Annotated in this window: 24 protein-coding genes; 11 read left to right on the forward strand and 13 right to left on the reverse strand. The window is 42.9% G+C overall.

Features of this window, described 5'->3' with window-relative positions; all coding sequences use genetic code 11:
• Positions 1 to 22: 22 nt before the first annotated feature.
• Entirely contained in the window at positions 23 to 1084 is a 1062-nt protein-coding gene (locus tag A7D23_RS01520; RefSeq protein WP_019226046.1) for an HD domain-containing phosphohydrolase, read from the forward strand.
• Positions 1085 to 1144: 60 nt separating this feature from the next.
• Here A7D23_RS01520 and A7D23_RS01525 read toward each other — a convergent pair whose 3' ends face one another.
• The 4 genes from A7D23_RS01525 to A7D23_RS01540 form a co-directional block, all read right to left on the reverse strand.
• Positions 1145 to 1585: a CoA-binding protein gene (locus A7D23_RS01525; protein WP_083221840.1), complete on the reverse strand. Its 441-nt coding sequence runs from the start codon at positions 1583 to 1585 to the stop codon at positions 1145 to 1147.
• A 171-nt stretch (positions 1586 to 1756) separates the two neighbouring features.
• Positions 1757 to 2548: a lipid II flippase Amj family protein gene (locus tag A7D23_RS01530; protein WP_025206087.1), complete on the reverse strand. Its 792-nt coding sequence runs from the start codon at positions 2546 to 2548 to the stop codon at positions 1757 to 1759.
• Positions 2549 to 2833: a hypothetical protein gene (locus A7D23_RS01535; protein WP_019226043.1), complete on the reverse strand. Its 285-nt coding sequence runs from the start codon at positions 2831 to 2833 to the stop codon at positions 2549 to 2551.
• Positions 2834 to 2997: 164 nt separating this feature from the next.
• On the reverse strand, positions 2998 to 4107 hold the full coding sequence (locus tag A7D23_RS01540; RefSeq protein WP_034362138.1) for a saccharopine dehydrogenase NADP-binding domain-containing protein: 1110 nt from the start codon (positions 4105 to 4107) through the stop codon (positions 2998 to 3000).
• Between the two features lie 121 nt (positions 4108 to 4228).
• Here A7D23_RS01540 and A7D23_RS01545 point away from each other — a divergent pair, with 121 nt between their 5' ends.
• The 3 genes from A7D23_RS01545 to A7D23_RS01555 all read left to right on the forward strand — a co-directional run bounded on the left by A7D23_RS01545 (position 4229) and on the right by A7D23_RS01555 (position 6869).
• Entirely contained in the window at positions 4229 to 4675 is a 447-nt protein-coding gene (locus tag A7D23_RS01545; protein ID WP_019226041.1) for a hypothetical protein, read from the forward strand.
• A gap of 222 nt (positions 4676 to 4897) precedes the next feature.
• Positions 4898 to 5785: an FRG domain-containing protein gene (locus tag A7D23_RS01550; RefSeq protein WP_019226040.1), complete on the forward strand. Its 888-nt coding sequence runs from the start codon at positions 4898 to 4900 to the stop codon at positions 5783 to 5785.
• 610 nt (positions 5786 to 6395) lie between these two features.
• A complete protein-coding gene (locus A7D23_RS01555) occupies positions 6396 to 6869 on the forward strand; it encodes a hypothetical protein (protein WP_019226039.1) in 474 nt (157 codons plus the stop codon).
• A gap of 199 nt (positions 6870 to 7068) precedes the next feature.
• Here A7D23_RS01555 and A7D23_RS01560 read toward each other — a convergent pair whose 3' ends face one another.
• Positions 7069 to 7857 (reverse strand): DUF3102 domain-containing protein, encoded by a 789-nt coding sequence (locus A7D23_RS01560; protein WP_019226037.1) that lies wholly within the window; start codon positions 7855 to 7857, stop codon positions 7069 to 7071.
• Positions 7858 to 8080: 223 nt separating this feature from the next.
• Between A7D23_RS01560 and A7D23_RS01565 the strand changes: the two genes are divergently transcribed.
• Positions 8081 to 8347: a type II toxin-antitoxin system prevent-host-death family antitoxin gene (locus tag A7D23_RS01565; protein WP_019226036.1), complete on the forward strand. Its 267-nt coding sequence runs from the start codon at positions 8081 to 8083 to the stop codon at positions 8345 to 8347.
• Positions 8340 to 8645, forward strand: a complete 306-nt coding sequence (locus A7D23_RS01570) for a type II toxin-antitoxin system RelE/ParE family toxin (protein ID WP_019226035.1) — start codon at positions 8340 to 8342, stop codon at positions 8643 to 8645. Before A7D23_RS01565 ends, A7D23_RS01570 begins: the two co-directional genes overlap by 8 nt.
• A gap of 173 nt (positions 8646 to 8818) precedes the next feature.
• Here A7D23_RS01570 and A7D23_RS01575 read toward each other — a convergent pair whose 3' ends face one another.
• Entirely contained in the window at positions 8819 to 9232 is a 414-nt protein-coding gene (locus tag A7D23_RS01575) for a pentapeptide repeat-containing protein (RefSeq protein ID WP_019226034.1), read from the reverse strand.
• Between the two features lie 23 nt (positions 9233 to 9255).
• Complete coding sequence (locus tag A7D23_RS01580; RefSeq protein WP_019226033.1) at positions 9256 to 9936, reverse strand: hypothetical protein; 681 nt, start codon at positions 9934 to 9936, stop codon at positions 9256 to 9258.
• A 742-nt stretch (positions 9937 to 10678) separates the two neighbouring features.
• Here A7D23_RS01580 and A7D23_RS15925 point away from each other — a divergent pair.
• Both A7D23_RS15925 and A7D23_RS01585 read left to right on the forward strand, forming a co-directional pair.
• Positions 10679 to 10828, forward strand: coding sequence for a hypothetical protein (locus tag A7D23_RS15925; RefSeq protein ID WP_019226032.1), 150 nt, complete (start codon positions 10679 to 10681; stop codon positions 10826 to 10828).
• Positions 10828 to 11400 carry a hypothetical protein gene (locus tag A7D23_RS01585; protein WP_025206091.1) on the forward strand — a complete coding sequence of 191 codons (573 nt, stop codon included), beginning with the start codon at positions 10828 to 10830 and terminating at the stop codon, positions 11398 to 11400. Before A7D23_RS15925 ends, A7D23_RS01585 begins: the two co-directional genes overlap by 1 nt.
• 194 nt (positions 11401 to 11594) lie before the next feature.
• Here the strand turns inward: A7D23_RS01585 and A7D23_RS01590 are convergent, their stop codons facing one another.
• From A7D23_RS01590 to nrdR, 5 genes are all read right to left on the reverse strand, one after another.
• Complete coding sequence (locus A7D23_RS01590; protein ID WP_242871481.1) at positions 11595 to 12320, reverse strand: tyrosine-type recombinase/integrase; 726 nt, start codon at positions 12318 to 12320, stop codon at positions 11595 to 11597.
• Positions 12203 to 12766 carry a hypothetical protein gene (locus tag A7D23_RS16315; protein ID WP_019226029.1) on the reverse strand — a complete coding sequence of 188 codons (564 nt, stop codon included), beginning with the start codon at positions 12764 to 12766 and terminating at the stop codon, positions 12203 to 12205. Before A7D23_RS16315 ends, A7D23_RS01590 begins: the two co-directional genes overlap by 118 nt.
• A 192-nt stretch (positions 12767 to 12958) precedes the next feature.
• Positions 12959 to 13633: an anaerobic ribonucleoside-triphosphate reductase activating protein gene (locus A7D23_RS01595; RefSeq protein WP_019226028.1), complete on the reverse strand. Its 675-nt coding sequence runs from the start codon at positions 13631 to 13633 to the stop codon at positions 12959 to 12961.
• 61 nt (positions 13634 to 13694) lie between these two features.
• A complete protein-coding gene (locus A7D23_RS01600) occupies positions 13695 to 15818 on the reverse strand; it encodes a ribonucleoside triphosphate reductase (RefSeq protein WP_019226027.1) in 2124 nt (707 codons plus the stop codon).
• Between the two features lie 82 nt (positions 15819 to 15900).
• On the reverse strand, positions 15901 to 16359 hold the full coding sequence (nrdR, locus tag A7D23_RS01605; protein ID WP_025206092.1) for a transcriptional regulator NrdR: 459 nt from the start codon (positions 16357 to 16359) through the stop codon (positions 15901 to 15903).
• A gap of 277 nt (positions 16360 to 16636) precedes the next feature.
• Here nrdR and A7D23_RS01610 point away from each other — a divergent pair, with 277 nt between their 5' ends.
• Entirely contained in the window at positions 16637 to 17380 is a 744-nt protein-coding gene (locus tag A7D23_RS01610; protein WP_019226024.1) for a hypothetical protein, read from the forward strand.
• A gap of 110 nt (positions 17381 to 17490) precedes the next feature.
• Here the strand turns inward: A7D23_RS01610 and metH are convergent, their stop codons facing one another.
• Positions 17491 to 20982: a methionine synthase gene (gene metH / locus A7D23_RS01615; RefSeq protein WP_019226023.1), complete on the reverse strand. Its 3492-nt coding sequence runs from the start codon at positions 20980 to 20982 to the stop codon at positions 17491 to 17493.
• 267 nt (positions 20983 to 21249) lie between these two features.
• On the opposite strand from metH, the gene A7D23_RS01620 reads away from it, so the two are divergent.
• Complete coding sequence (locus A7D23_RS01620) at positions 21250 to 21933, forward strand: response regulator transcription factor (RefSeq protein ID WP_019226022.1); 684 nt, start codon at positions 21250 to 21252, stop codon at positions 21931 to 21933.
• 118 nt (positions 21934 to 22051) lie between these two features.
• Complete coding sequence (locus A7D23_RS01625; RefSeq protein WP_019226021.1) at positions 22052 to 23641, forward strand: HAMP domain-containing sensor histidine kinase; 1590 nt, start codon at positions 22052 to 22054, stop codon at positions 23639 to 23641.
• The last annotated feature ends 6 nt before the right edge of the window (positions 23642 to 23647 follow it).

A 23647-nucleotide genomic window follows, 5' to 3' on the forward strand; every position in this document is an offset into this window, starting at 1 on the left:
TTATCGGAAAGGAAGATTACAATTGCGTCAGGTAAGTGTAAACCGGCTTCAAAAGGGAGACGTGTTGGGACGAACCATTTTCTCGCATAACGGCCGTTCATTGCTTGGGAAAGGAATCACGCTGACCCAGCCATATATCGACCGGTTAAAAGAACTGGGCATTAGTATTGTCTATGTGGACGATGACGAAACGAAGGATATCGTTATTGAGGATGTTATTTCCGAGGAAAACAGGCGGGAGGCAATGAACTCCATTGAACATTCAGCGGAAGCGGTACGAATCGGTAAAGATCTCAATGGTTTTCAGGTAAAAAAGACAGTAAACAACATCATCGGGGACGTCCTGTTTCAAGAAAAGATATTTCTGAGCCTGACAGATATGCGGAGCTATGACAATCAAGTTTATGCGCATTCAGTCAGTGTTTGTGTCCTTGCGACCATTTTGGGCAAAGCTTTGGGACTGGATAAAGATACCCTGGAGGCACTGGCGGTAGGGGCTTTGCTTCACGATATCGGGACTGTCAAGCTGCCAAAAGAGCTTGTCGCCAAACGTGAGGCCTTTACTCCGAAGGAAAATGACCTATATAAGACGCACACTGTACATGGATTTGAAATACTTCGGAACAAACCGGAATTGAACTTATTGAGTGCGCATATTGCTTTGCAGCATCACGAATGGTTGAACGGAAACGGCTATCCCCGGAAGCTGTCCGGCCGGCACCTCCATATCCTGGCTCAAATCGTCGGGCTGGCCGACTTCTATGATAATCTGGTCAATGATGGCCCGGGCCACTCCCGGATCGTCCCGCATGAAGCCTGTGAAATTGTAATGGGATGTGCAAACAAACTATTCTCCCAGCAGTTGGTTGTAACGTTCTTAAAGCATGTTGCAGCCTATCCGACCGGCTGTACCGTTAAGCTCAATACAGGTGAAGTTGGGATTGTGGTTGACCAGAATAAAAGTTTGCCGATGCGCCCGATTATCAGGATATTAATCGCTGACAAAGGGTTGGCCCATGTCCGGGCTAAGGAATATAACCTTGTCGAAGATCTTACAACCTTTATTGTTTCCATTGTCGAGTGAAGCTGATCCATTTCTTGAAAAAAAACGCCGGCTCAAATGTTTTTTGAGCCGGCTAATCTATTATTTCGGAAGTTTTCCAAACACCTTCAATACGGACCGGTGGAATGAATGAGGAAACGATGGTTCTGCAAACATTAGGACGCATTGGTCATGGATGACGTTTATCTGATTTTCCGTACAATAGTCTATAGCCTCTTTAGATTCAGCCCCCTGCTGAATCCAGATATGCTTGACTCCAGCTTCTACCGCGTCCCTAACGACCTTATTGGTTTGGTCAGGAGGGACGACGATCACTGCGCCGTCGGCTTTCTGCGGTAAAGACTGAAGGTTCTCATAGCAGATCTCGCCGTCAATACTGTCCATATTGGGATTTACGGCAAAAACATTATACCCTCTCTTCTTTAACGTTCTATACAGCCTACGCGAGAACTTCTTTTCGGATCTGGATACCCCGACCACCGCTAAAGTACGCAGGTCTAGAAAATCATTGACTGAGCTCATTGTCGTCAAAAAAATGACCCCCTTTATTAAATTATTGTTTACTTTCTTGGTGATGTGGCTAATTCCTTCTTCCAATATTTATTTTCTGTGAAAACTATTTTCAGTTCCCTATCGCATTAATAAACAGGCTCTTATTTCCTTGCTAATATTCATGATGAACAGGCGTCATCACTACATGTAAAAGCTTGCAATAATCTGGGCGGCCGGCAAAAACAGCACTTGCCCCAATAATGTGCCAATTAGTTTTGTAGCAATAAGCATAATGACCAATGCTTTCACATCAGCATACGGCCTTATTCCTTTCAATGCCTGGTCTGTAATAATTGCCGATTTTGGGTCGATAAAAAAAGTGAGTAGAATACTTGCCATGCCATTAATGATTCCTGATGAAGCTGCTGCTGCTAGTGCTGCTTGCTCCGGAACCAGAAGAGCTGAGTAATTAGCGGCAAGGACCCCAATGGTATATATACCTGTAACCAAAACATTGGTAACAAGTAACCTTTTGGGTATCTCTCTATACCTTAGTCTTTCCAGCATTGTCTTCGAAGGCCGTACAGCACTTTTTACAATTCGCTTGATATTATTTGCCTGCAGGGCCTCGACAACTAAGGAAGGTACAGAACCGGCTAATTCTAAACGTTTGACAGCAACTTCAAATATCTTTAAAAATGTAGGTATGAGCAGGATTCCAAATAGGGTCCCCGCTGTCGCAGCAAAAATAACCGACCGCAAATCACTGATCGGGTTCAGTCCTTGCGCTATACTTAAACCAACAATGCTTGCAATTAACGGTCCCTGAAACATGTTGGCTGTCCGTGAAACAAGAACAAACATGTTGAAAAGTGAAAAAGATAAAGCAACCTGTCCGCTCTTTACGGAATTCAAGCGTACAGAGTAGGCCAGGGTATCGACAATATGAATGACAACTGTAAGAATCATTAATTCTATTAGCATCTTTTCCATTTACTGCAATCCATACGTTTTCAAAAGAATTAATATTGTATGATTGGTCATTTTATTCGTCAGCAGTTGCTTGAATTTTACTGAATTCGTTTTGCCTTCAAATCTTAGCTTTTCTAATCCCATAGAGATTTCACTTTGTTTGAATATCAAATCATCATAAAAATTTTCGAACTTTGCCAGTTTATTAATGGCTTCCCCAGAATAACCATTTGCATCATGCTGTATTTGAAAATCGTCCACAATAAAAAGACCATTGCTTTCTAATGCTTTTGTTAATCTTTCCATGTGATTACTCCTTGTATAAATATTTACATGGCTATGATTGTTATTTCTGGGTATTTTGACAAATTCCTTCTTGACTCAATCTTGACTCAATTTTTTGTAAAGTCCAATGCAGATTGTACATCTGTTAAGTAACCCTCCACCTCATTCAAATAAGCAGCTGCCGTTTAGGAAAAGCTTGATATGCACTTCACACCCATTTTTTCCATATCCTTTAGAAGACGATTCGGTTCAGCCAAGTGCCCCATCATCCAAAGTCCAGGCTTACGGGCAGAGCCATCCAAGTATTGCAATAAAGTTGCAACAACAGGGATAGCTGTTAATTCGTAACCATCGGGATGAGAAACGCTGACGTGGGGTTGAATCATCTGTCCATCCTTAGATCCAGATGCCCTAACCAGAAGTTCAACCCGATATGGCGGTTTGTGAAAAGTGCCCATGCTCCACCATAAAAGCTTACCAATGGATCTGACAGCGTTTGGCATGATCTTTAGCCACATCCAGACGATTGACATCGTTACCCAGTCTGTCACCCAGTGTGACTCCGATATATAAAAGCCAAGATTCTTGAGCGAGGGGTACAACTCCGGCAGCGGCTGCAATTCCTCAAAGAACATCGAATAGCACCGTTTCAATCCGATGTCGCTCCCAAAATCTATTTTACGTATTTCATACGAGCTTTTTTTCGTCCATTGTCCATTCTTATAGACCTGAGCCTGATATTCCTTGAAACACTCAACCAATTCGTCAACTGCTTCGGTATAAGGAAGATCTTTCCCCATATTAAGATAGCCAGCTGTTATGGCGCTTTCAATCGAGTCCATATGGGTGGCCACGTAACGAACCAGTGCGGAAGGGAGCCCAGGATGAAACCCGGCCTCCGTGATAAAAGTTCTTCCAGCGCTTTTGATTTCTGTAGCAAGGGACTGCAAATAAGCAAATTTCTTAGAGCCAAGCTGCACATCGAGATAATCAATTCCAGCCTGAAGCGCAGCCTGGGCCACGATTTCGGTATAGGCAGTCGTGGGGGCTGCGACCACAACGATAGACTGGTCTTTAAACGCTGTTCGTAAGGATTCCGCTTCTGATGCGTTTGCATAAACAGCCGATGCACGTAAACCGGGGTACTGTTGATTCAGCTCATCAACAAATACCTGCGCCTTGTCGGGGTATCGTGTCCCAATTGTAACGGTAGCTTCGGAATACTCCAATAAATGACGCGATATCAATCTACCAGTTTGACCTGTCCCACCTAGGATAAGAATTTTAGACATCATTTTCTCTTCCTTTCTTTTGGCCTGTACTTTCTATTCCCAATCTTATTCAAAAAAAGATTGTAAAAATTTTCAAATGGTAAATACTACTCTTCAACATCATTTACAAAAGGAAGTGCGGAGTATGAAATACGATAAACCTACATTAGCTATACTTATGGGAGCTTTATCTACTATTCCTCATGAAATAATTACAAGAGTCCTAGCGACTTTTGGATTTGCCAAATATAGTGTATATCAGCTTACCAGTTTTATGATAACACTGGATAGACCTAATGTTCTTTTAGGAGCGCTGTGTTCTATCATATTAGGTGGTGTAATATCTCTTATTTTTTACTACGCACTCAAATTATTAGATTTTGACTATTTAATGATCAAAAGTATTGGGTTTAGCTTATTCAATTGGTTAATGTTAGAAGTCATTTTCATGTGGCTTATTGAAGGACGTGGGCTTATTCCACATAGACCTATAAATGACTATTATTCTGAAATGTTCGGTACAATTGCGTTTGGGATTTCGTTAGGGCTACTGTTTCGAAATTATTTATTCAAAGATTATAAGAAAATCTGACCTTCCCCAGCAAGGACTTTCACCTTGCAAGAAGTACCAAGCTTTGCTTGGCGCACTAACGTCTCGCCGGTTCCCGCCGCGCCCTGACTGCATCCATCATTCTCCAAGTGGCGGAAACCGGGTGTCATCGGAAGTCGGCAAATTTACACATTCACTCAAATGACAACTCCATACACGCACTTCCCTGTCCTACTTTTCATAACTTATAAAGGAGGTGGGGAAATGTCTACTGAAATACAACAATCAAGTCCAGTTACTCGTTGTGTGACTCGGATTGGAAGTGTTGAAGATTATTTAAGAGCTGTAGATTATGCATTCCAAAAGATCTGCCCTGCGGGGGGTAGATGTGAATTATGGTACCGTGGTCAAAACCAACCGGCAAACCAAAACGTATTCAATTTAGAACCCAGCATCACACGAAGAGGGCGCAATCCCCAAATGGAAATTATCTATCTATCTAAGTTCAAATCCTATGCTATTCCTTTCGTACAGGAACTGCCCTCTTTTCCCATTCCGAATGGTCCGGCAGCTTATTGGCACTGGCTCTTTATGATGCAGCATTACGGAGTACCAACCCGACTATTGGATTGGAGCCGAGATGCGCTTACTGCCCTTTTCTTTGCATTGGATGGTCGGGGTGCTAACGATGTTGGCAAAGATGCCGCAGTTTGGATTCTAAATCCCGTTCTGCTCAATGAAGCATTCTCATTTCATAGCTTTGTTAAAGCTGGCTATATTCCCAATGTAGATGAAAAGATCGTTGATCTCTACTTTGGGCCAAATACTGAAATCCTTGCCAATAAGAAGCCTGCCGCCGTCATCGGCCCCTTGAACAATCCACACATTGTCGCTCAAAAAGGAGTTTTCACTGTATTCCCCCATGATAAAGAGATTATCCCATTGAATCTCTTCCCAGACGCATCGGACTATCTCCTTGAGATCTGTGTCGCTGCCGAGAAAATTCCATTAATCACTTCTCAACTTGAGCATTATGGTGTGACACGCTTTACCCTCTATCCGGATATCACTGAGGTTACTCGTCAAATTAACCTTGAAGTCCAAGAGGAAGGTCAGTTGCCTTCTATCACCAGTTCCATTATTCCGATGTAAAATATTAAAAGTATTTTCATATTTGCTAAGCTACCATGTTCGACAGTTGGTTTATGTCGCTTACTTCTGTCTTCTTCATTCTTATCATTTTCCTCGATTTCCTTAAGGTACTCATCTATCTGCTTCTCAATTTCTTTTATCCTTGCTGCCGCTTTTTCTTTTACGACATTTTGTTTCTTAGAATTTACTGCTTAAAATTTACTTCCGTCTACTGATACCAGTTCTCCGCCAAACAAACAGAGCAGCGTGAACTCTTTATTTCTTCTTTGTTGTCTTTCCTGAAATTCACTATGGTTTTATGATCCGATCTTAGACTTTTTATTATAATCATCTATGGTTTCCGTAAATAGTGTTATTTGTCCACGGTTTATTCCGCTTTTATATCGCATAATTATTCTCCTCATAACCAATTACCCTACTAAATTATACCATATCTATCCATCATTTTCTGTGTTTTTACACAGTCTGTGGATGGCGTCTCCTTCTTATACCAAAAACATTTTTATTCATACGTAAAGTCTATAGGGCTTAACTTAATTAGTAATTGATAAAATTCTCTTTTTCTGAACAGACTATATTTGTATCATTCTGTTAGAAAAGAGGTACTACTTTGAAAAAATATAATGATACTATCACTATAGGAACAATCAGCGGAATAATTGCAGCGATTGTCATGACTTCAATAGACTGGATACTTCTTTTATCTGGTATTCAATTTACGCCACCTTGGGTAGTAGCTGGAAACATTTTGCTAAATACTGACGTTCTATATACCCCAGTTGGAATTCTAATAGGTTACATCGTTCAGTTTCTTCTTGGATCTGGATTAGGCGTTATTGTTGCTATTGTTCTCAGATTAACTGGCAAAGACTATTATTTAATTAAAGGTTTAGGCGTATCCTCACTTTTTTATATTGGTAATACTGGAATAATGCAAACACTAGTAAACATAGCACCTTGGATGCGGAGTGAGATTAGTTCAACATTAATGGCACTTATTAACTTCATTGTTCTTGGTGTATTAAGTTCATCAATCATAGCTAAATACTATGAATTTAATAATAAACCAAATTTTCAAAGATAAACTGCTTAGCTAATATTGGCAAAGTGTCGCTAAAACACAGTGTTAGGCAATGGCTTTGTCCCAAAAGAAAACCTCAGGAAATTATGTATTCTCCCAAGGTTACAGCCATTTGTTGATCAGCCGCAAGAATGCTGTGTCTTTGACTGCCGGGATTCCCAGCGGTCTGGTGCCTTCTCCTTTTGGTAAGGAGTTGGCGATTCTACCACCTTTCATGGATAGCGTAGGTCTCAACCTTCATATTCGTCTTGACAACAGGCGGCCACTCTTTGAGCCTTTCGACCATATTTTCTGCAAGCCGGCTCGCGTCTTTATTGCATTTTTCCTTCACCGCCGGATCAAGTCTGGCCAGTTGTCCGAGCGCTGTCAGCAGTTCGTAGAACGTATCGGCGATCGTTTTGCAGCAAGTGGCGCATTTTTCTTCATACTCCGTGGTAAAGGTTGAGGGGGCTGCAGTTTTTGGCGCACTTTTTGGTTTGTCGGTTTTTTTGACGGTTATATATTCTATTTTGATATCCTGAGGATTATTTGGTATTGGCGTGACTTGAGCCTGCACTTTCTCCGGAGCGGTTTGGTTCAGTTCTTTGAGAGTCTGATCAAGCTCCCGGGAAGTCATATCTTTAACATTATGCTGCAGGATAAATTTCTCCCGCTCATCTTCCGGAATCCCCAGAAGGAGGAGAGCCTGGTAGTAGGTTAAATTCGTCAGCGCTGACGAATTTGAGCTGCCACCGTCACCGATGGAAGCGAACAGTTTATCTCCATATTCTTCAAAGAGCTGCATTAGTCTGTTGGCTGTGCGCTGGGAATAGCTCACCGATTCGATCAACCATTTTCCCCATTCTCCATACGGAAGCAGGGCTTTGGCCTCCTTCAGGTGCTTGCCAACCTCAATGGCATTGGTAAGCATAATTTTACAAGTCTGTTGTTTGATTCTATTAATCTCAGCCGCAATAACAACCGGCGTACGTTCAGTGATTTGTTCATTCATTTTTATTCCCGCCTTTTTGGTAGCTTTAATTACAGCATACGCAGACGGGCTTCAGATGGTGAATGCTTGTCTATGAACCTATCAAATCACCTTTCAAAGTTGAGATGCTTTAGGATGAGGCTTATTACACAATATAAGGAAAATACGTCTTATCTGGCTCTTGCATATGCCTATCACAATTATGATATAATGTTAATATATATAATGATAAAGGAGAATGCTTATGCCTACTATAAAACCTATTTCTGATCTAAGAAATAATTTCAACCAAATATCTGAAATCTGCCACAAAGATGGTGAACCAGTTTTCATAACTAAGAATGGTCAAGGAGATCTTGTTGTTATGAGTATGGCCCTATATGAAAAACAACAAACTCTATTAGAGCTCTATCAAAAACTAGGTGAAGCCGAAGCGCAAAGTAATTCAGGAATAGAGAGAATCTCACACAAAGACTTTATGAAAACTTTGAGGGATAAGATCAATGGATAAGGAATATCATGTTGAATATCTTCCAATTGCCCAAGAAGATTTGACCAGCATTATTGAGTATATCCAGATGGATGATCCCTCCGCTGCACTATCCTTCCTAGACGAAGTCGATCAAACAATTTCTAAGCTTGAAGCTTTTCCATATATTGGGTCTGTGCCCAAAGACATGCGCCTTATGCATCTAAACTACCGCATTTTAGTAATAGGAAATTACCTTGTTTTCTATGTTGTACTTGATGAAATAATTGAAATCCGGAGAATCCTTCACGGGAAAAGACAGTATAGCTTCTTGATATAGCCCCGAAAGCCAGATTTTAGAGTCACGTCCCGCGAATTGCCGATGTGTCATGACCGCATGCATCTATGTAAAGTTGCGAGAACTGCGTGTTATGTAAAGTTGGACGACCTAAAATTCGGAGCCGACCACGGACAGACCGTGTAAAAACTCATCCTTAATTTACAGTTATAAAATTAATTTACCAATAATTGCTCTTGTTGTACTACAAATATAAAAATACAAAGGTCTTCTGTCCCATTTAAATTTGCTCGTCGAAGATTACTATTGCAAAAATTTACATGTCTTAGGTCACATCCTCCAAGGTCAACGTTTTCAAGGTTGGAATCACAAATCGAAGCCCTTTTCAAAATGGTTTCATAAAATCTTGTAGTCCCTAGATGTGTATTACAAAGGTTTGCTTTTGTTAAATCTGCCTCAGATAAATCTGTCATAAAAAGATCCGTATTACTGAAATTAACATTCTTCAAATCTCGCATACGCAAATTAGCGCTACTTAAATCAGGTATAATACTGGGATTCTGATTTCTCCAATTATTCCATGCATTTATTCCTTGTTCTAAGATATCTAACTGCATTGGATTAGCCATATAAAAATCCTCACTTGTATAATTTATGATTCTATTCTTTCTACCAACTCGTTCATCGTATAATGTACAAATTGTTTTCCGAGATCGGTCAGCACGTATTGTTTTGTCCCTTCGAAAGCAGATTCCATCGTTTGTGCATTTTTTTGTCTTTGGTTCTTTGCTGCTCTCTTCTTAAGAAACCGTCCATCTCCTGTGGTTGAACGAGCCTGTCTAACGACGCCGCCAGTACTAAGCTCTCGAATAACATATTTAAACAGATCAGCTTCTGCTGAATCATCTCTAGGTAATTCTTCACCGTACATTTCCGCCCATATGTCATATCTTGTAAATCCAGGATTAACAAAAATTATACGTATAACCATAAAATGCAACTCATTATATAACCTAATCCATTCTATAAATAATCTGACAACATCGTCGGAACACAAACGAGTTCCAGCAGCATTTGAAAGTAAATTTGCGACATACTTACGTTTTTCATGAGTATCTGCGTCATCCCACACTTTAAAGGATTTACGAACAAGTTTTAAATAATCTTCACTTGTGACTCTCTCTTCAATTTCATCTCCAATGGAATTAAATCGGGTATCAATCTCTGACAATGTTATTAGTAATCCACGAATCTTATTTTCGTGTTCTTCAAGCCATTTCGTTTGTAAATAATTAGTTTTCATTGATCCTTCATCAGTTTTTAATGTTGCCATTGTGCTAAAAAAAGCTCCAACCCACGGAATACTCCCAAGAGCTGCAAGAATAACTTTTTCAATAATTCTTCTTTGCGTTGTGGGTGAATATTTAATCTAACTCTTCGTTAATGCTGGAAGCTATACTCTCTTCTACATCAGACATTTTCTTGCCTCCTTACGTATTTAATTAACTTCAAAGTAATGCTTGATTTATCCGCGCCAGGACGGCGCGGCGTTCCTGCGACCAATTTCATTTAACGTCCCGTGAATTCCCGAAGCGTCTTACATCATTCATATATTCTAAGTTTTGGGAATTCGCTGTTAGCCGAAGTTTCCCATGCTCCATAGAACAACATAAGCTATATTTCCATATATTTATTAAAAATTCCTTTATTCGTTATGCGTATAACTTATACACATACATCTGGAGTTTATTTTAAGAAAAAATACTGACATAAAGAAGGAGTATCAGTACGCTGTGCCGAATATGTTTCTTAGAAACATATTCGGCACAGCGTACTGAAGCAAAAATAATTTGCAATAAATACAAATCCCCAAAAACAAAATGAAGGAAATTTAATGGTTCATAGCGAATAGGTTATATAACCTATTCGCTATGAAGTGAAAATGATAATAATATTAAATAAATACAGTATTATCCTTTCTATATTGGAAAAACTATGCATATAGTATTGAAACAATATTTGGAAGGTGATATTATATGAAGACAGATAGGCGTTTTATGCGAAGGAGTGATAGTATGGCGCAAGCATTTGAAGCAACACCATCCATTAAAGGATTTGAAGCAACAAAGTTGATCAGATCAGTGATGAATAGTAAGACAGATGTACGCAAAGTTGAAAAATTAGATAGATTGTATACTAGAATCAATTCTTATAAGAAAAAGTAATGGATATATTAAATGAAATTAAAGTAGAACGCCTATCCCCTTATCATAATATAGGGGATTTTTATTGCGAAGAACCAAGTTTAAATAATTTCTTACAAAAAGAAGCTTTAGAGCATCAGAAACAGAGAATTTCTTTTACCACCGTATACTTACATAATGATATTATCGCAGGATATATTACTTTAGCGACAGATTCAATTGTATTAGAATTAGATAATGCTGCTGAAATCAAAGATTTAGACACACGATTTCCTCAATTACCTGCTTTAAAACTTTGCAGGATCGCACGTGATTTAAGATACAAAGGTAAAGCACTTGGTGTATATATGCTAGAAGATACCATTGCATATGGACACTCATTAAATAGTCCTGACAATGTAATGGGCGCTGGATGTAGGTTTATTACTGCTGATATTAGGAATCCTTCATTGATATATAACTTCTATGTACCAAATGGGTTCGAACCTCATTCTGATGGTAGCGGAGGTACCTTTCATTATAGATATGATTTAGGTTCTTTACCGTCAGAATCACATGACTCCATAGAATCAGATGTGGCTATTAACGAATAAACAGTCTTATAATTAAAAGACCTCTCTCGCAGAGGTCTTTTCTCATTTCTCCAACCAACCTCCCAACCAACAAAACAAAGCTACAAAGGAATACAGAGGAATGGGAAATTTCGGCTAACGTCTTTTTCCCGAACTAGGTTCGTATTATATCTGAATATGGAGGTATTTACGAACCTAGTTCGGGAATATTTCCTTTAGCTGTTATTCCAGCTTTCTCCAATGCTGTCAAGAGGACTTTTGATTTTACCAAGATCTTTTATGCTAACATGAGTATATATTTCCGTTGTTTTTGAACTGCTGTGTCCAAGTAATTCCTGGATATACCTTAAATCTATGCCCGCCTCAAGTAGATGGGTGGCAAAGGAGTGTCTTAAGGAGTGTACGGATACCCTTTTATCTATAGATGCATACTTACAGGCATTGACAAATATTTTTTGAATAGTCCTTTCTGAGATATGTGCACCTTTTTCTTCCCCGGGAAACAACCAATCATCCAATTTATACTGTGCTGCGTAGTATTTTCTTAAGATTTCTAAGGCCCCACTTGATAATATGGTATACCGATCTTTCCTGCCTTTCCCTTGCCTGAGATGGATAAGCATTCTGTTGCTGTCAATGTCGTTTACCTTTAGGGAAGATACTTCACTTACTCTTAGTCCAGCAGAATAAACAAGTGTAAGAATAGCCTTATGTTTAAGATTCCTCGAGGCCATAAGAATACGTTCAATTTCTAGCTGGCTTAAAATATCTGGTAGTTTTTTTTCTTTTTTTGGTCTGGGTAATTTACTGTTTGTTTCTTTGTTCAAAATACAACGAAATAGAAATTTAATAGAGCTAACTGCTTGATTTGCATAGGCATGGGAACATTTCTGTTTTTCCAAAAGATACAGCAAATAATCTTTGATATCTTGATCCGTAATGTTCTCCGGATCTTTATAAATAAAAAACAAAAAACGTTGTCAACATAAACACTCGTAGTATTATGACTATAGCCCTGGATTTTCAGTTCTTTTTGCATACGATCAAAAATATGGTTTTCAATAATAGTATCTATTCCTAATCTCTTAGGGATTTTGGAATTGATAATAATTTCATTCGGAAATAGCTTAAATAAATTAATAATGGTTTCTTTGGAATAAGGCACAATCCAGTGCTTCTTTTCAGAATCCCATATTCGGCCTTGAATCGTTCTAATCTTTTCAACCCGTTCAGCCGAATATTCAAAAGAAACATACAGCTCTCGTGAATTTTCCTTCATATGTTTACTAATATCTGTATTAATAGCTGGATATATGTTTGCGATTATGTCTGTGTTTAATTCTGGGTTCACATCCAGATTTGCATTTGCAGTTACATAGACAGCCATTTTTCTCCTCACTCTTACAAGAAGGTAAATATTTTTCAAAAAAATACCATTCTTTACTATTTTAGTATTCCATGGAGATATGGTCAACATTTTTTGCAGCAGCAAGACAAATATTCAAAAGCATTTCTGACAAGAATGAAAATTAAGGATGATCTCTGTTCAATACAGGAATCATCCTTAATCTTTAATTCTTTATTTCAAGCCGCGGACTGGGCAGTTTAGCTTCTCTCCCATTTCTTTAAGCCAGGAATCCGGGTATGCTTCATAGGTTTTTCCATCGAGGACTCCCTGGGGGGGCTGGCGAAATTGCTGGAGCACCCAGCTGGTCTCCTGGCCAAGAAGCTTACGGATCACGGTTAAATCCTCAAAAGGATGCCAGACCGGCAGCACTGTTGTCCTGAATTCATATGGGATTCCGCTGTTTTTGATCCATTCGACCGTTTCGGATATCTTGTCGCCACTGTTCCTGCATCCGGTCAGCTCCGGATATTTTTCCGGAGTGCATTTGATATCCATCGCAATATAGTCTAAGCAAGGCGCAACTTCCTGCAGTTTTTCAAGGCTGCTGCCGTTCGTATCCAGCTTCACTTTAAAGCCTAGTTCCCAGATTTCCCTAGCCAAAGGCACAAGGTCCGTAGATAAAAGCGGCTCCCCGCCCGTTAGACATACTCCGTCCAATAGCCCTTTTCTGGTCTTCATAAATTCTATGACAGCGGAAGGAGAAGTCTGCGACGGCTTCTCCTTCACATCGACCAGGGCAGGGTTCTGGCAGTAACCGCACTGGAAATTGCATCCCCCAAAAAAGACGGTTGCGACAATATGACCGGGATAATCTACCAGAGAAAAAGGTTCAATATCCATCAGCATAATCTTTTATCCATCCCTTTTTATGCCATTCCTGCAAAGTTCGCATTATTGACTTGGGTTGTTATTTCGCTACGCCGTCAAACAGACTTGGCGTGACGCCCGTAACACGATATTTAACAGTTTCTTGTTTCTCTTCCTGTTTGCCGGGGTTCATGGCGGAGATCGGTCTATAGAAGCCGGTGACCCTCGTCATGACTAAGGTTTCCCTGCCGCACTCGGGGCAGTTAAAATGTTCACCTTTGATATATTTGTGGTCTTCGCAGATGCTGAAGGTCGGAGTCAGCGTGAAATACGGCAGCTGGAAGTTCTCAAATACCCTGCGTACGACAGCCTTGGCGACGGCAAGATCATCGAGACTTTCAGCCAGATAACCGTGAAGCACGGTCCCTCCGGTATAAAGCGTCTGCAGGTCATCCTGAAGCTCCACGGCGCGGAACAGGTCGCTGGTATAGCCCACAGGCAGGTGAGTGGAGTTCGTGTAATAGGGTTCATTGTCACCGGCCGTAATCATATCGGGATAATGCTTTTTGTTGATTTTGGCTAGACGGTAGCTCGTACCTTCCGCGGGCGTTGCCTCAAGGTTATAGAGGTCTCCGTCTTGCTCCTGGAATTCCTGGATGCGGTCTCTCATATAGTTCAATGTTTCCTTGGCAAAATTCTGTCCGAAAACAGTGGTGATGTCATCGGCGTCCGAAGTAAAATTACGGATCGCTTCATTCATGCCGACCAGACCGATCGTCGAGAAGTGGTTCGTCCAGTACTTGCCGAAACGTTTTTTAATATCTCTCAGATAAAATTTGGTATAGGGGTACAAGCCATTGTCCGTCAGGATCTCCAGCGTTTTGCGTTTGGTCTGCAGCGAGGACCGGGCGATGTTCATGTGGTTATCAATCAGTGTGATGAACTGATCCCAGTTGCCTTTAGCCAGATAGCCGTACAACGGCAGGTTCAGGGTTACAACTCCAATGCTTCCTGTGAGCGGATTGGCTCCGAACAGGCCACCTCCGCGTTTTCTGAGTTCCCTGTTGTCCAGACGCAGACGGCAGCACATGCTTCTGGCGTCCTCCGGATTCATATCGGAGTTGATAAAGTTCGCAAAATACGGGATTCCGTATTTATCGGTCATTTTGAAGATCGCTCTCGATACTTCACTGTTCCAGTCAAAGCCCTTCGTGATGTTATACGTCGGGATCGGGAAGCTAAAAATATTGCCGTCAGCATCACCTTCGAGCATGACCTCGCAGAACGCCATATTGATGATATCCATCTCAGCTTGATATTCCCGGTACGGCGTATCCAGGAATTTGCCGTCAACGACAGCGGGTTCATCTTTGATGGCTGATTCGGCCGCCCGCACATCGAGCGTAATATTAAAGAATGGAGACTGGAAACCTACCCTGGTCGGGACATTGACATTGAAAATAAATTCCTGAATCCCCTGTTTGACTTGTTTATAATCAAGGTTATCCACTCTGACGAACGGAGCAAGATAGGTATCAAAGCTGGAGAGTGCCTGAGCACCGGCAGCTTCTCCCTGTAAGGTATAAACAAAATTAACGATCTGTCCGAGTGCGGAACGAAAGTGTTTGGCCGGTCTGGAGGTCGTTTTGCCTTCCGCGCCCCTAAAACCTACCAGAAGCAGGTCTTTGAGATCCCAGCCGACGCAATATGGAGCAAGATCTCCCATGTCATGATTATGCAAAGCACCGGAATCGTGCGCTTTGCCGACTTCAGACGGAAGCAGGGACTGCCAGAAAGCATTGGTCGCTTTGCTGGTTACAAACCGGTTAAGCCCCTGAACCGAAAATCCCATATTGGAATTCTCTTTGATTTCCCAGGTTCCCAGCCCCAGGTAATCAGAGAATAATTGATTGTTATCGTTTTTGGCGCTTTCCTGATTTCGAATGATTTCATGCTGGAAGCGGTATCTTATATATGCTCTGGCGACATTGGTATTTCCTGTCTGCATCAGGACATCTTCGACTTTGTCCTGAATCTGCTCGATTTGGAAGCCTTCATTCTTACTGTAAGCAGCTTCTAATTCCGAGAATACCCTGTCGGTAACGATCTTCGCCCAGTTGGTGACATTGGGGGTTTCGGTAGCGATAAAAGCCTTTTCTACCGCCTTGCGAATCTTCTCCTGATTAAAAATTTCTCTTCTTCCATCCCTTTTCACAACGTACATGGCTTAGTCCTCCTGCTCCCATATATATTTATTTGCATGGATATCCTGTCTTTATCGCAAGGATCTCAATTGGGGGACTGTTTTATTTGCGACGCTTTACCAGTCCGTTCAACTCTTCCATAAACTTCTGAATATCCTTGAACTGCCTGTAAACAGAAGCAAAGCGAATATACGCAATTTCATCTGCTGCAAACAGTTTTTTCATGACGGCCTCACCGATCAATTCGCTCGGCACTTCGCGGTCGTTGATATCACGCATTTCTCTTTCGATATCAGTGACCATTGTTTCCAGCTGCTCAGTGGACACGGGACGCTTTTCACAGGCCTTGTTCAATCCGGACAATAGTTTGTGACGGGAAAAGGGCTCTCTTCTGCCATCCTTTTTCACGACAATCAGCTGAAAATCCTCGTAGCGCTCATACGTCGTAAAACGCTTTGTGCAGACATCGCATTCCCGCCTGCGTCGGATAGCAGTACCTTCCTCAATTTGTCTGGAATCCAGCACCTTCGTGTCGTCACTCTGGCAAAAAGGACAGCGCAATACCCTCATCCTTCCTATATCTTGTATATTCCTTATTTTATCAATACTATATATAGTAAGCAATAGCCTTTTATTGGCGTTTTTATGCATCTAAGGCCTTCTATATGGATTATTTTACGTTTTGCTTGCGATTTTAGTTCTTGAAGATTTCATGCAAAACATTACTTAAGTCCCAAATCATTGCAAAATAAATAAATCAAGACAAACACACTTCCGTCAAAAAAACATATCCTTTTATTGTAAATATATTCCATTATAACCATAAGGAGGAATCCCCATGAGTATTGGTCAACCCTCCTATCTTCTGCAAAAAGTTGCACCGATTGTACTGAGGGAACTTCAGCCATACATCGCCGGTAAAGTTGGTCCCCTCGTTGCTGAAAAAATTGGCATGCCCATTGCCAGGAAAGTCGGACTTCCACTTGCTAAAAGAATAGGTATTCCTATGGCCCGTAAAACCGGTACCTTTTTATTGAACCGGGTCGGCTATCCGCTTATTAATAAAGTCATTTTTAAAGGAAATCCCCCTTCATTCCTCTTGCCCGGAAATCCCCAGGCAAACAGTGGCACAGGAATAAAGACAATGGTGACAGAAGCAGGATCAGGAAATGGTACCGGTACTGGAATAAGCACCGGTCCAGGTACAGTTATTAATACAAGTAAAGGTATAAAAAGGACAAAAAGAACAGAAACAGGAATAGAATCTGAAGCAGGTGTACGCGGGAGAAAACAAACCAAAGCAGAAAAAAAAATTGAAAAGCAAAACAGAAAGCGTCAAAAAACACGGAGAGGCTTGTTTAGCTTTGGTAAAAATCTTCAGTCCTTCCCGACTGGAATCCGTCCGCAGAACCAAATAGTCCCCGGGCCGATAGTTCCTTCTCCTAACCAGGAAGCACCGAGTACCTTCGTCCAGCCTGTTGTTCAAAATCCAACTGTCCAAAATTCTTATGAACTATTTGATCAAAATCAGAATTATGCTTCAAGTCTATTTAGCAGAAGAAGGCAAAACTATGGTTTTTGAAAAATTCGAATACAAACAATAAGATTCTATAAAAATTGGTTAACGATACAAAAACGCATAAAATCCCGCCTCAGTCTCGAGACGGGATTTCATGGCGTTTATTGCAGAGATCAACGGTTAATATTAAATATTTTAGCCTCGGGATGAGAAAAAACAACAGCGCTAACAGACGCTTCGGGGTCCATCATGAAATTCTCTGTCAGCGTTATTCCAATCTCCTCCGGTTTCAGCAGTCTGAATAGCTTAGCCTGTTCTTCCAGTGCAGGGTAGATCGGGTAGCCCGGAGAAACCCGGATGCCATTGTCAATCCCCCAGATTTTACGCACTTTCTCATGCATGATGTCAGCAAATGCTTCAGCCAGCTCCAGGGCCAGAACCTGAAGAAGAAAAGACTTCAGGTATTCACCCTTGTCCCGGTAATTCTCGGCCTTTTCTTTAATCCCCAGGCCCGTGGTCAGCGCGAACATTCCAAGATAATCATACGCCTGCTCCTGTCCAACATGCTTGTTCCGGGGGCGGACATAGTCAGCCAGACAAAGGCCATTATCTTTTTGCTGACGCGGAAAACTGAGTTCTTCAAGGACAATATTTGAATCCATAATAGCGACCGTATTTCCGTTCGCACAGGCCGGATAAAACGCAAATACCCCATTGACCGTAATCAGCTTGTGTTCTTGGATCTCTTCCAGGAAATCCTGAACAAATATCTGGATTTTGGCTGATTTATCTTGAGAAACATCTGCGGAATCCAGCAGGAGACTTTCCGCTGCCTTGATTTCTTCCTGGGAAGAGTGGCGCAGTTTGTTTTTGACACCGAGATAACGCCTCAGGATAAAAGGCAGATCCAAGTTCGGGATAATCTCCGCCAGCGGATAATCCAGAAGGACCTCCCGTGCTGTATGCTGCGGGCGGCAGGTAGGTCCGTCAAAGCTGACCGGCGAAAATTTATTTTCGATGTGGTTGTCAGAAATACTGCCGGAGATACTGTCTGGGATGTTACCGGAAATCGTACCAGCATTACCGGCCTGATCATTATTTTTAGCTGCGTTATAGCTTCCGGAATCATTGGCTGACTTTCTTTTCAGACCATTCAGGAGATTCAGGCCATCCATAGCGTCGCGCGCATACAGGACCGGTCCGCCGTATTGCGGAGCGATCTTTTCTTCGGTATATTTTCGGGATAGAGCCGCGCCTCCGAGAATCAGCGGGGTATTGATTCCGGCTGCCTGCAGGTCCTGGGCCGTCAGCAGCATTTGCTGAACTGATTTGACCAGAAGTCCGGATAACCCGATCGCATCAGGGGCCTCTTTCCTAGCCGCTTCAATCAGCTGTTCAGAACTGACTTTGACGCCAAGGTTAATCACCTTATAACCGTTATTGGACAGGATGATTTCCACAAGATTCTTACCGATATCATGGACATCGCCCTTGACCGTCGCGAGCAGGATCTTCCCTTTGACCGCCTCTTCGGCTTTTTCCATATAGGCCTCTAGGATGGTCACCGCTGCCTTCATGACTTCGGCACTCTGCAGAACTTCAGCCACGATCAGTTGGTTCCTGTTAAAGAGGCTGCCGACTTCCTCCATCCCCTTCATCAACGGGCCGTTAATAATTTCGAGCGGCCGGTATTTCGTCAGGGCCTCGTACAGATCGTTTTCCAGGCCCTCCTTGGAGCCTTCAACAATCGTTCCTGCCAGCCGTTCCTCAACGGAAAGCCTGGACGTCTGTTTTTGTTCCGTGACCTTTTTCTCTCTGTAAAAATCGGTAAAGGCTTTTAAGGTCTGGTCATTCGTATTTAAGAGTAGGTCTTCGGCCAGTTTTTTCTCTTCATGCGGAATCGTCGCATAACGTTCTAGTTTTTCGGAATTAACAATCGCGTAGTCCAGCCCGGCTACGGTATTCAGATAGACGAATACGGCATTCAGCACTTCCCGGCCTGCCGCAGGCAGACCGAAGGAGACATTGCTGATCCCAAGAATCGTCTTGCATTCCGGATATTTGGCCTTAATCAGGCGCAGGCCTTCAATGGTCTCAACTGCGGAACCGAGATACTTAGCATCCCCGGTCCCTACCGGGAATGTCAGCGGATCAAAGATAATATCGGCAGCCGAAAGACCATATTCATACACCAGCAGATCGTAAGAGCGTCCGGCCACTTCGAGCTTGCGCTCCCGGGTCAGGGCCATACCCTGTTCATCGATTAATCCGACCACGACTGCAGCCCCGAACTTTCGGATCAGCGGAACAACATCATCGAAGCGTTCCCGTCCATTTTCAAGGTTGATCGAATTGATAATTGCTTTGCCCTGGATCAGCCGGAGTCCAGCTTCCAAAACCGCAGGATCGGTCGTATCCAGCATCAGCGGCACTTTGACTTTATTAACAACATGGGGTAGAAAACTGACCATATCCTCCAGTTCGTCCCGGTCGGGATTAGCCACACAGACATCTATGATCTGAGCACCCTTCTTGACCTGGTTTCGGGCAATCTCGGAACCTTCTTCATAATATTCACCGGCGATCAGTTCCTTAAATTTGCGGGAACCGATCACATTGGTCCGCTCGCCGACCAGAAGCGGGCGGTTGTCTTCTTCGGGCCAGACCGGTTCAAGCCCGGTGATGCTGCTCCGTTCCGCTGCCATTGTCCGTCTTGGAGCATACTTGGCCAGGGCTGCGGCCAGCGCTTCGATATGGCGGTCCGTCGTCCCGCAGCAGCCGCCGGCGATGTTCAGCCAGCCTTTGGCTGCGTAAGCGGCCATCTTTCCGGCAAACTCTTCCGGAGTTTCCCGATAACCGCCTTCTTCATCCGGTAGCCCAGCGTTCGGGTAACAGCTCACGGCACAAGCGGCAATTCCCTCCAATGTTCTAAGGTGATCGTTCATCAGTTCTGCGCCGGTACCGCAGTTCATGCCGACGGCAACCGGCTTCAGGTGCTGTATCGAAATATATAAGGCTTCAATATTCTGCCCTGCGAGCATCGTACCCGAGGGTTCAATCGTCACGGAAACGACCAGCGGCACTTTCCACCCAAGTTCAGCAAAGGCACGCTGGATTCCGAGTCCTGCCGCCTTGATATTCAGCGTATCCTGACAAGTTTCGACGATCAACAGATCGACGCCTCCCTTAATAAGGCCAAGAGTTTGGCGGTAATAAGCCTCTTCGAGGTCAGTAAAAGCAATACCGCCTCCAAAGGCCAGCATCTTGGTCGTCGGACCCATGGATCCAGCTACAAACCGCGGTTTTTCCGCTGTGGCCCATTTGTCGGCCGCTTCGCGGGCCAGCCGTGCCGCAGCCTCGTTGATTTCCATATCCCTGTCCCTGAGATGATATTCCCCAAGGACAATATTTGTACCTCCGAAGGTATTGGTTTCAATGATATCCGCACCGGCTTTCAGATAGGCCTCATGAATATCACGCACGATATGAGGACGGGTGAGCGTCAGGATTTCGTTGCAGCCTTCCTGCTCAGGCCCTCCAAAATCTTCAGCAGACAGATTCTTCTGCTGAAGCATGGTCCCCATTGCTCCGTCCAGAATCAGAATTTTTCTCGCAAGCAATTCATTAAAAATCTGTTGTTTCATGGTCTCACCACTTCTTTGCAAACTTTTCCTCCAAGCTTTCCTTGGGTTTATCATATTATTTTACCATGATTATACGATTCATCCAATCTATACATTTCGTATTTCCTGCGTAATCATTTTTGTATATTCTAAGCAGCATATCCGGATATTCTGAGCTGCAGAAAATTCTTGTTAAAATTGCTCAAACCGTTAAAATAGTAATATATGGCGATATTCAGACAAATATGACTGTATTCAGTTTCCTTTCAGAATAATCGTGTATTTTAAAGACACAGGAGGAATAAACGAATGGCCAATAAATTCAGAATACTTGTCGTGGATGACGACGCTTCAATCCGCCAGATGCTCAGCCTGGGGCTGAAGCAGGAGGGTTACGATATCGGAACAGCGGACAATGGAAAAAAGGCACTGGAAATAATCCCTGTCTTTGAACCTCATGTCATCATCCTTGACATTATGATGCCGGTCATGGACGGATATGAACTATGTGAATCCATCCCGGAAATATCCGGTGCTTCCATGATTATGCTGACTGCCAAGGATACATCCAAAGACATTGTCAAAGGACTGCGCCTCGGAGCCCATGACTATCTGGTCAAACCTTTTCACTTTGACGAGCTGCTGGCCCGGATCGAGGTTCAGCTGCGTAACCGTTTCCCGGATCTATCCGGCAAAAGAACCATTGGCCGGTTTACGATCGATGAACTGAAAAAGTCAATCCTGCTCGATGATCAGCCTCTGCAGCTTTCTCCTACTGAATATAAACTGCTGTCCTATCTATTATGGAACAGCAACCAAACGTTGAGTAAAGAACAAATCCTGATTCACATCTGGGGTTACGATTTTGAAGGAGAGGACAATATCGTCGAGGTATATATCCGCTATCTTCGAGAGAAACTTGGGGATCTGGACCATACAATTATTAAAACCGTCAGGGGCCTCGGTTACCACCTGCAGACGGAGCAGCAGTAACCGGCAGTCTGCACGAGATATCAAATATCAAGCATTTTACACAGGAATATCATGACGCATTGAATGTTTAACATTTCAATTGTTGTGCTTTAAGTATGATCACATTAGGGAGATCATCATGAAAATTCATCCTCTGGAAAAATTGAATATTTGGCGGCAATCCCTTGTAGGGCAGCTCCTGCTGCGTTTCTGGGTGTGCCATATCATTTTTTTTACGTTAATTGGGGCTATTCAGTATACTTCCTTGAAAAATTCCCTGTATCAGAGCGTGGAGCAGAACCTGCTTTCAGACTATTACGCCATACGGAACAGTATGGGGAGCTGGCTTTCGAGCAGTGAGTTTCCTCCGGGAAGATTCTCCGAACTCCGCCCGGGAAATTTTGTGGCGTTTTATACCAGCGACCATCAACTTAAATCGATTGTTTACAGCTACGGCAAAGCGAACAGCACGGTCCCTAATCTCAGCCGCAGCCAACTGCAGTTTGATCTTGCTGAGAAGGCGAGATCCGGCGGATGTTTTATTTTTGAGGATACCGACGAACAGCAGTATATGCTGATGGTGGCCCCGGTCGTAACGAACCAGCTTTCGGTAAACAGTCTCCCCCTGGAACAAAACAACGATATTCAGCCCTATGCGGGCTATGCTTTGATCGGTCAGCCGCTGGCTGAGCAGGACCTGATCTTGAGCCGAAATCTCAGAGGGTATACTTTTAACGCGATCATCATTATTCTGCTCAGTACATTTTTTACGGCGCTGGTTTTGCAGAAACCATTGGAACCGCTTCTGAACATTTCCTATACGGCCCGCAAGATTGCCGCCGGCCGCTATGACCTGCGCCTTCCGTATATGAATAAAACCGCTTCGGAAATTCAGCAGCTTCGGGAAGCTTTAAACCATATGCTCGGACAGATGGAAAATGCTCTAAATACGGAAAGATCGGCTAAAAACCGAATGGCCCGGTTTATTGCCGATGCTTCTCATGAACTCAGGACTCCGCTGACCTCGATCAGAGGCTTCCTGGAAATACTTCAGCGGACGGGTATGACAGATAAAGAAACTTTAGATGCTGCCCATCAGACTATGCTGATCGAGACAGAAAGACTGATCAGGCTTACCGAAGGTCTTCTGACCTTAAATCGGATTGCCCAAGAAGAAATAAACAGCGATCATTCCGAAGAGCTCAATTCCGGACTGCACGATGTGCTTCCTGAACTTATGCCGCTTTTGGCCCCGCTGCTTAAAGACCGTACTTTCAGATTCAACGGCCAGGATTTCCGGACAATTGACGATTTCGTCTCGGAAGTCCTGGATACGTCGCAAGTGCTTCCATTAAAACCTGATGAACTGAAACAGATTCTGTACAATCTTGTTAATAACGCTATTCAACATACACTTTCCGGCGGAACGATTGATATCCTCGCCAAATCAGAGAATTCCCGTTTTATTCTATCCGTCAAGGATAACGGTGAAGGAATCCCGGCTGAAGACGTTCCTCATATTTTTGAAAGATTTTTCCAGGGAGACCGTTCCCGTTCCCATGGAAAAGGCCAAGGATCGGGACTCGGCCTGGCAATCGTATCGGAACTGGTGTACCTTCGCGGAGGAGAAATACGGGTCGAAAGCACCCCTGGAGAAGGAACGTCCTTTACGATTTTTTTCCCGCTGGTTCTCGTGAAAAACGATAGCTTGATGACACAAAGTAATTGATGCCAC

The organism is Dehalobacter sp. TeCB1 (genome assembly GCF_001707455.1).
Classification (GTDB): domain Bacteria; phylum Bacillota; class Desulfitobacteriia; order Desulfitobacteriales; family Syntrophobotulaceae; genus Dehalobacter; species Dehalobacter restrictus.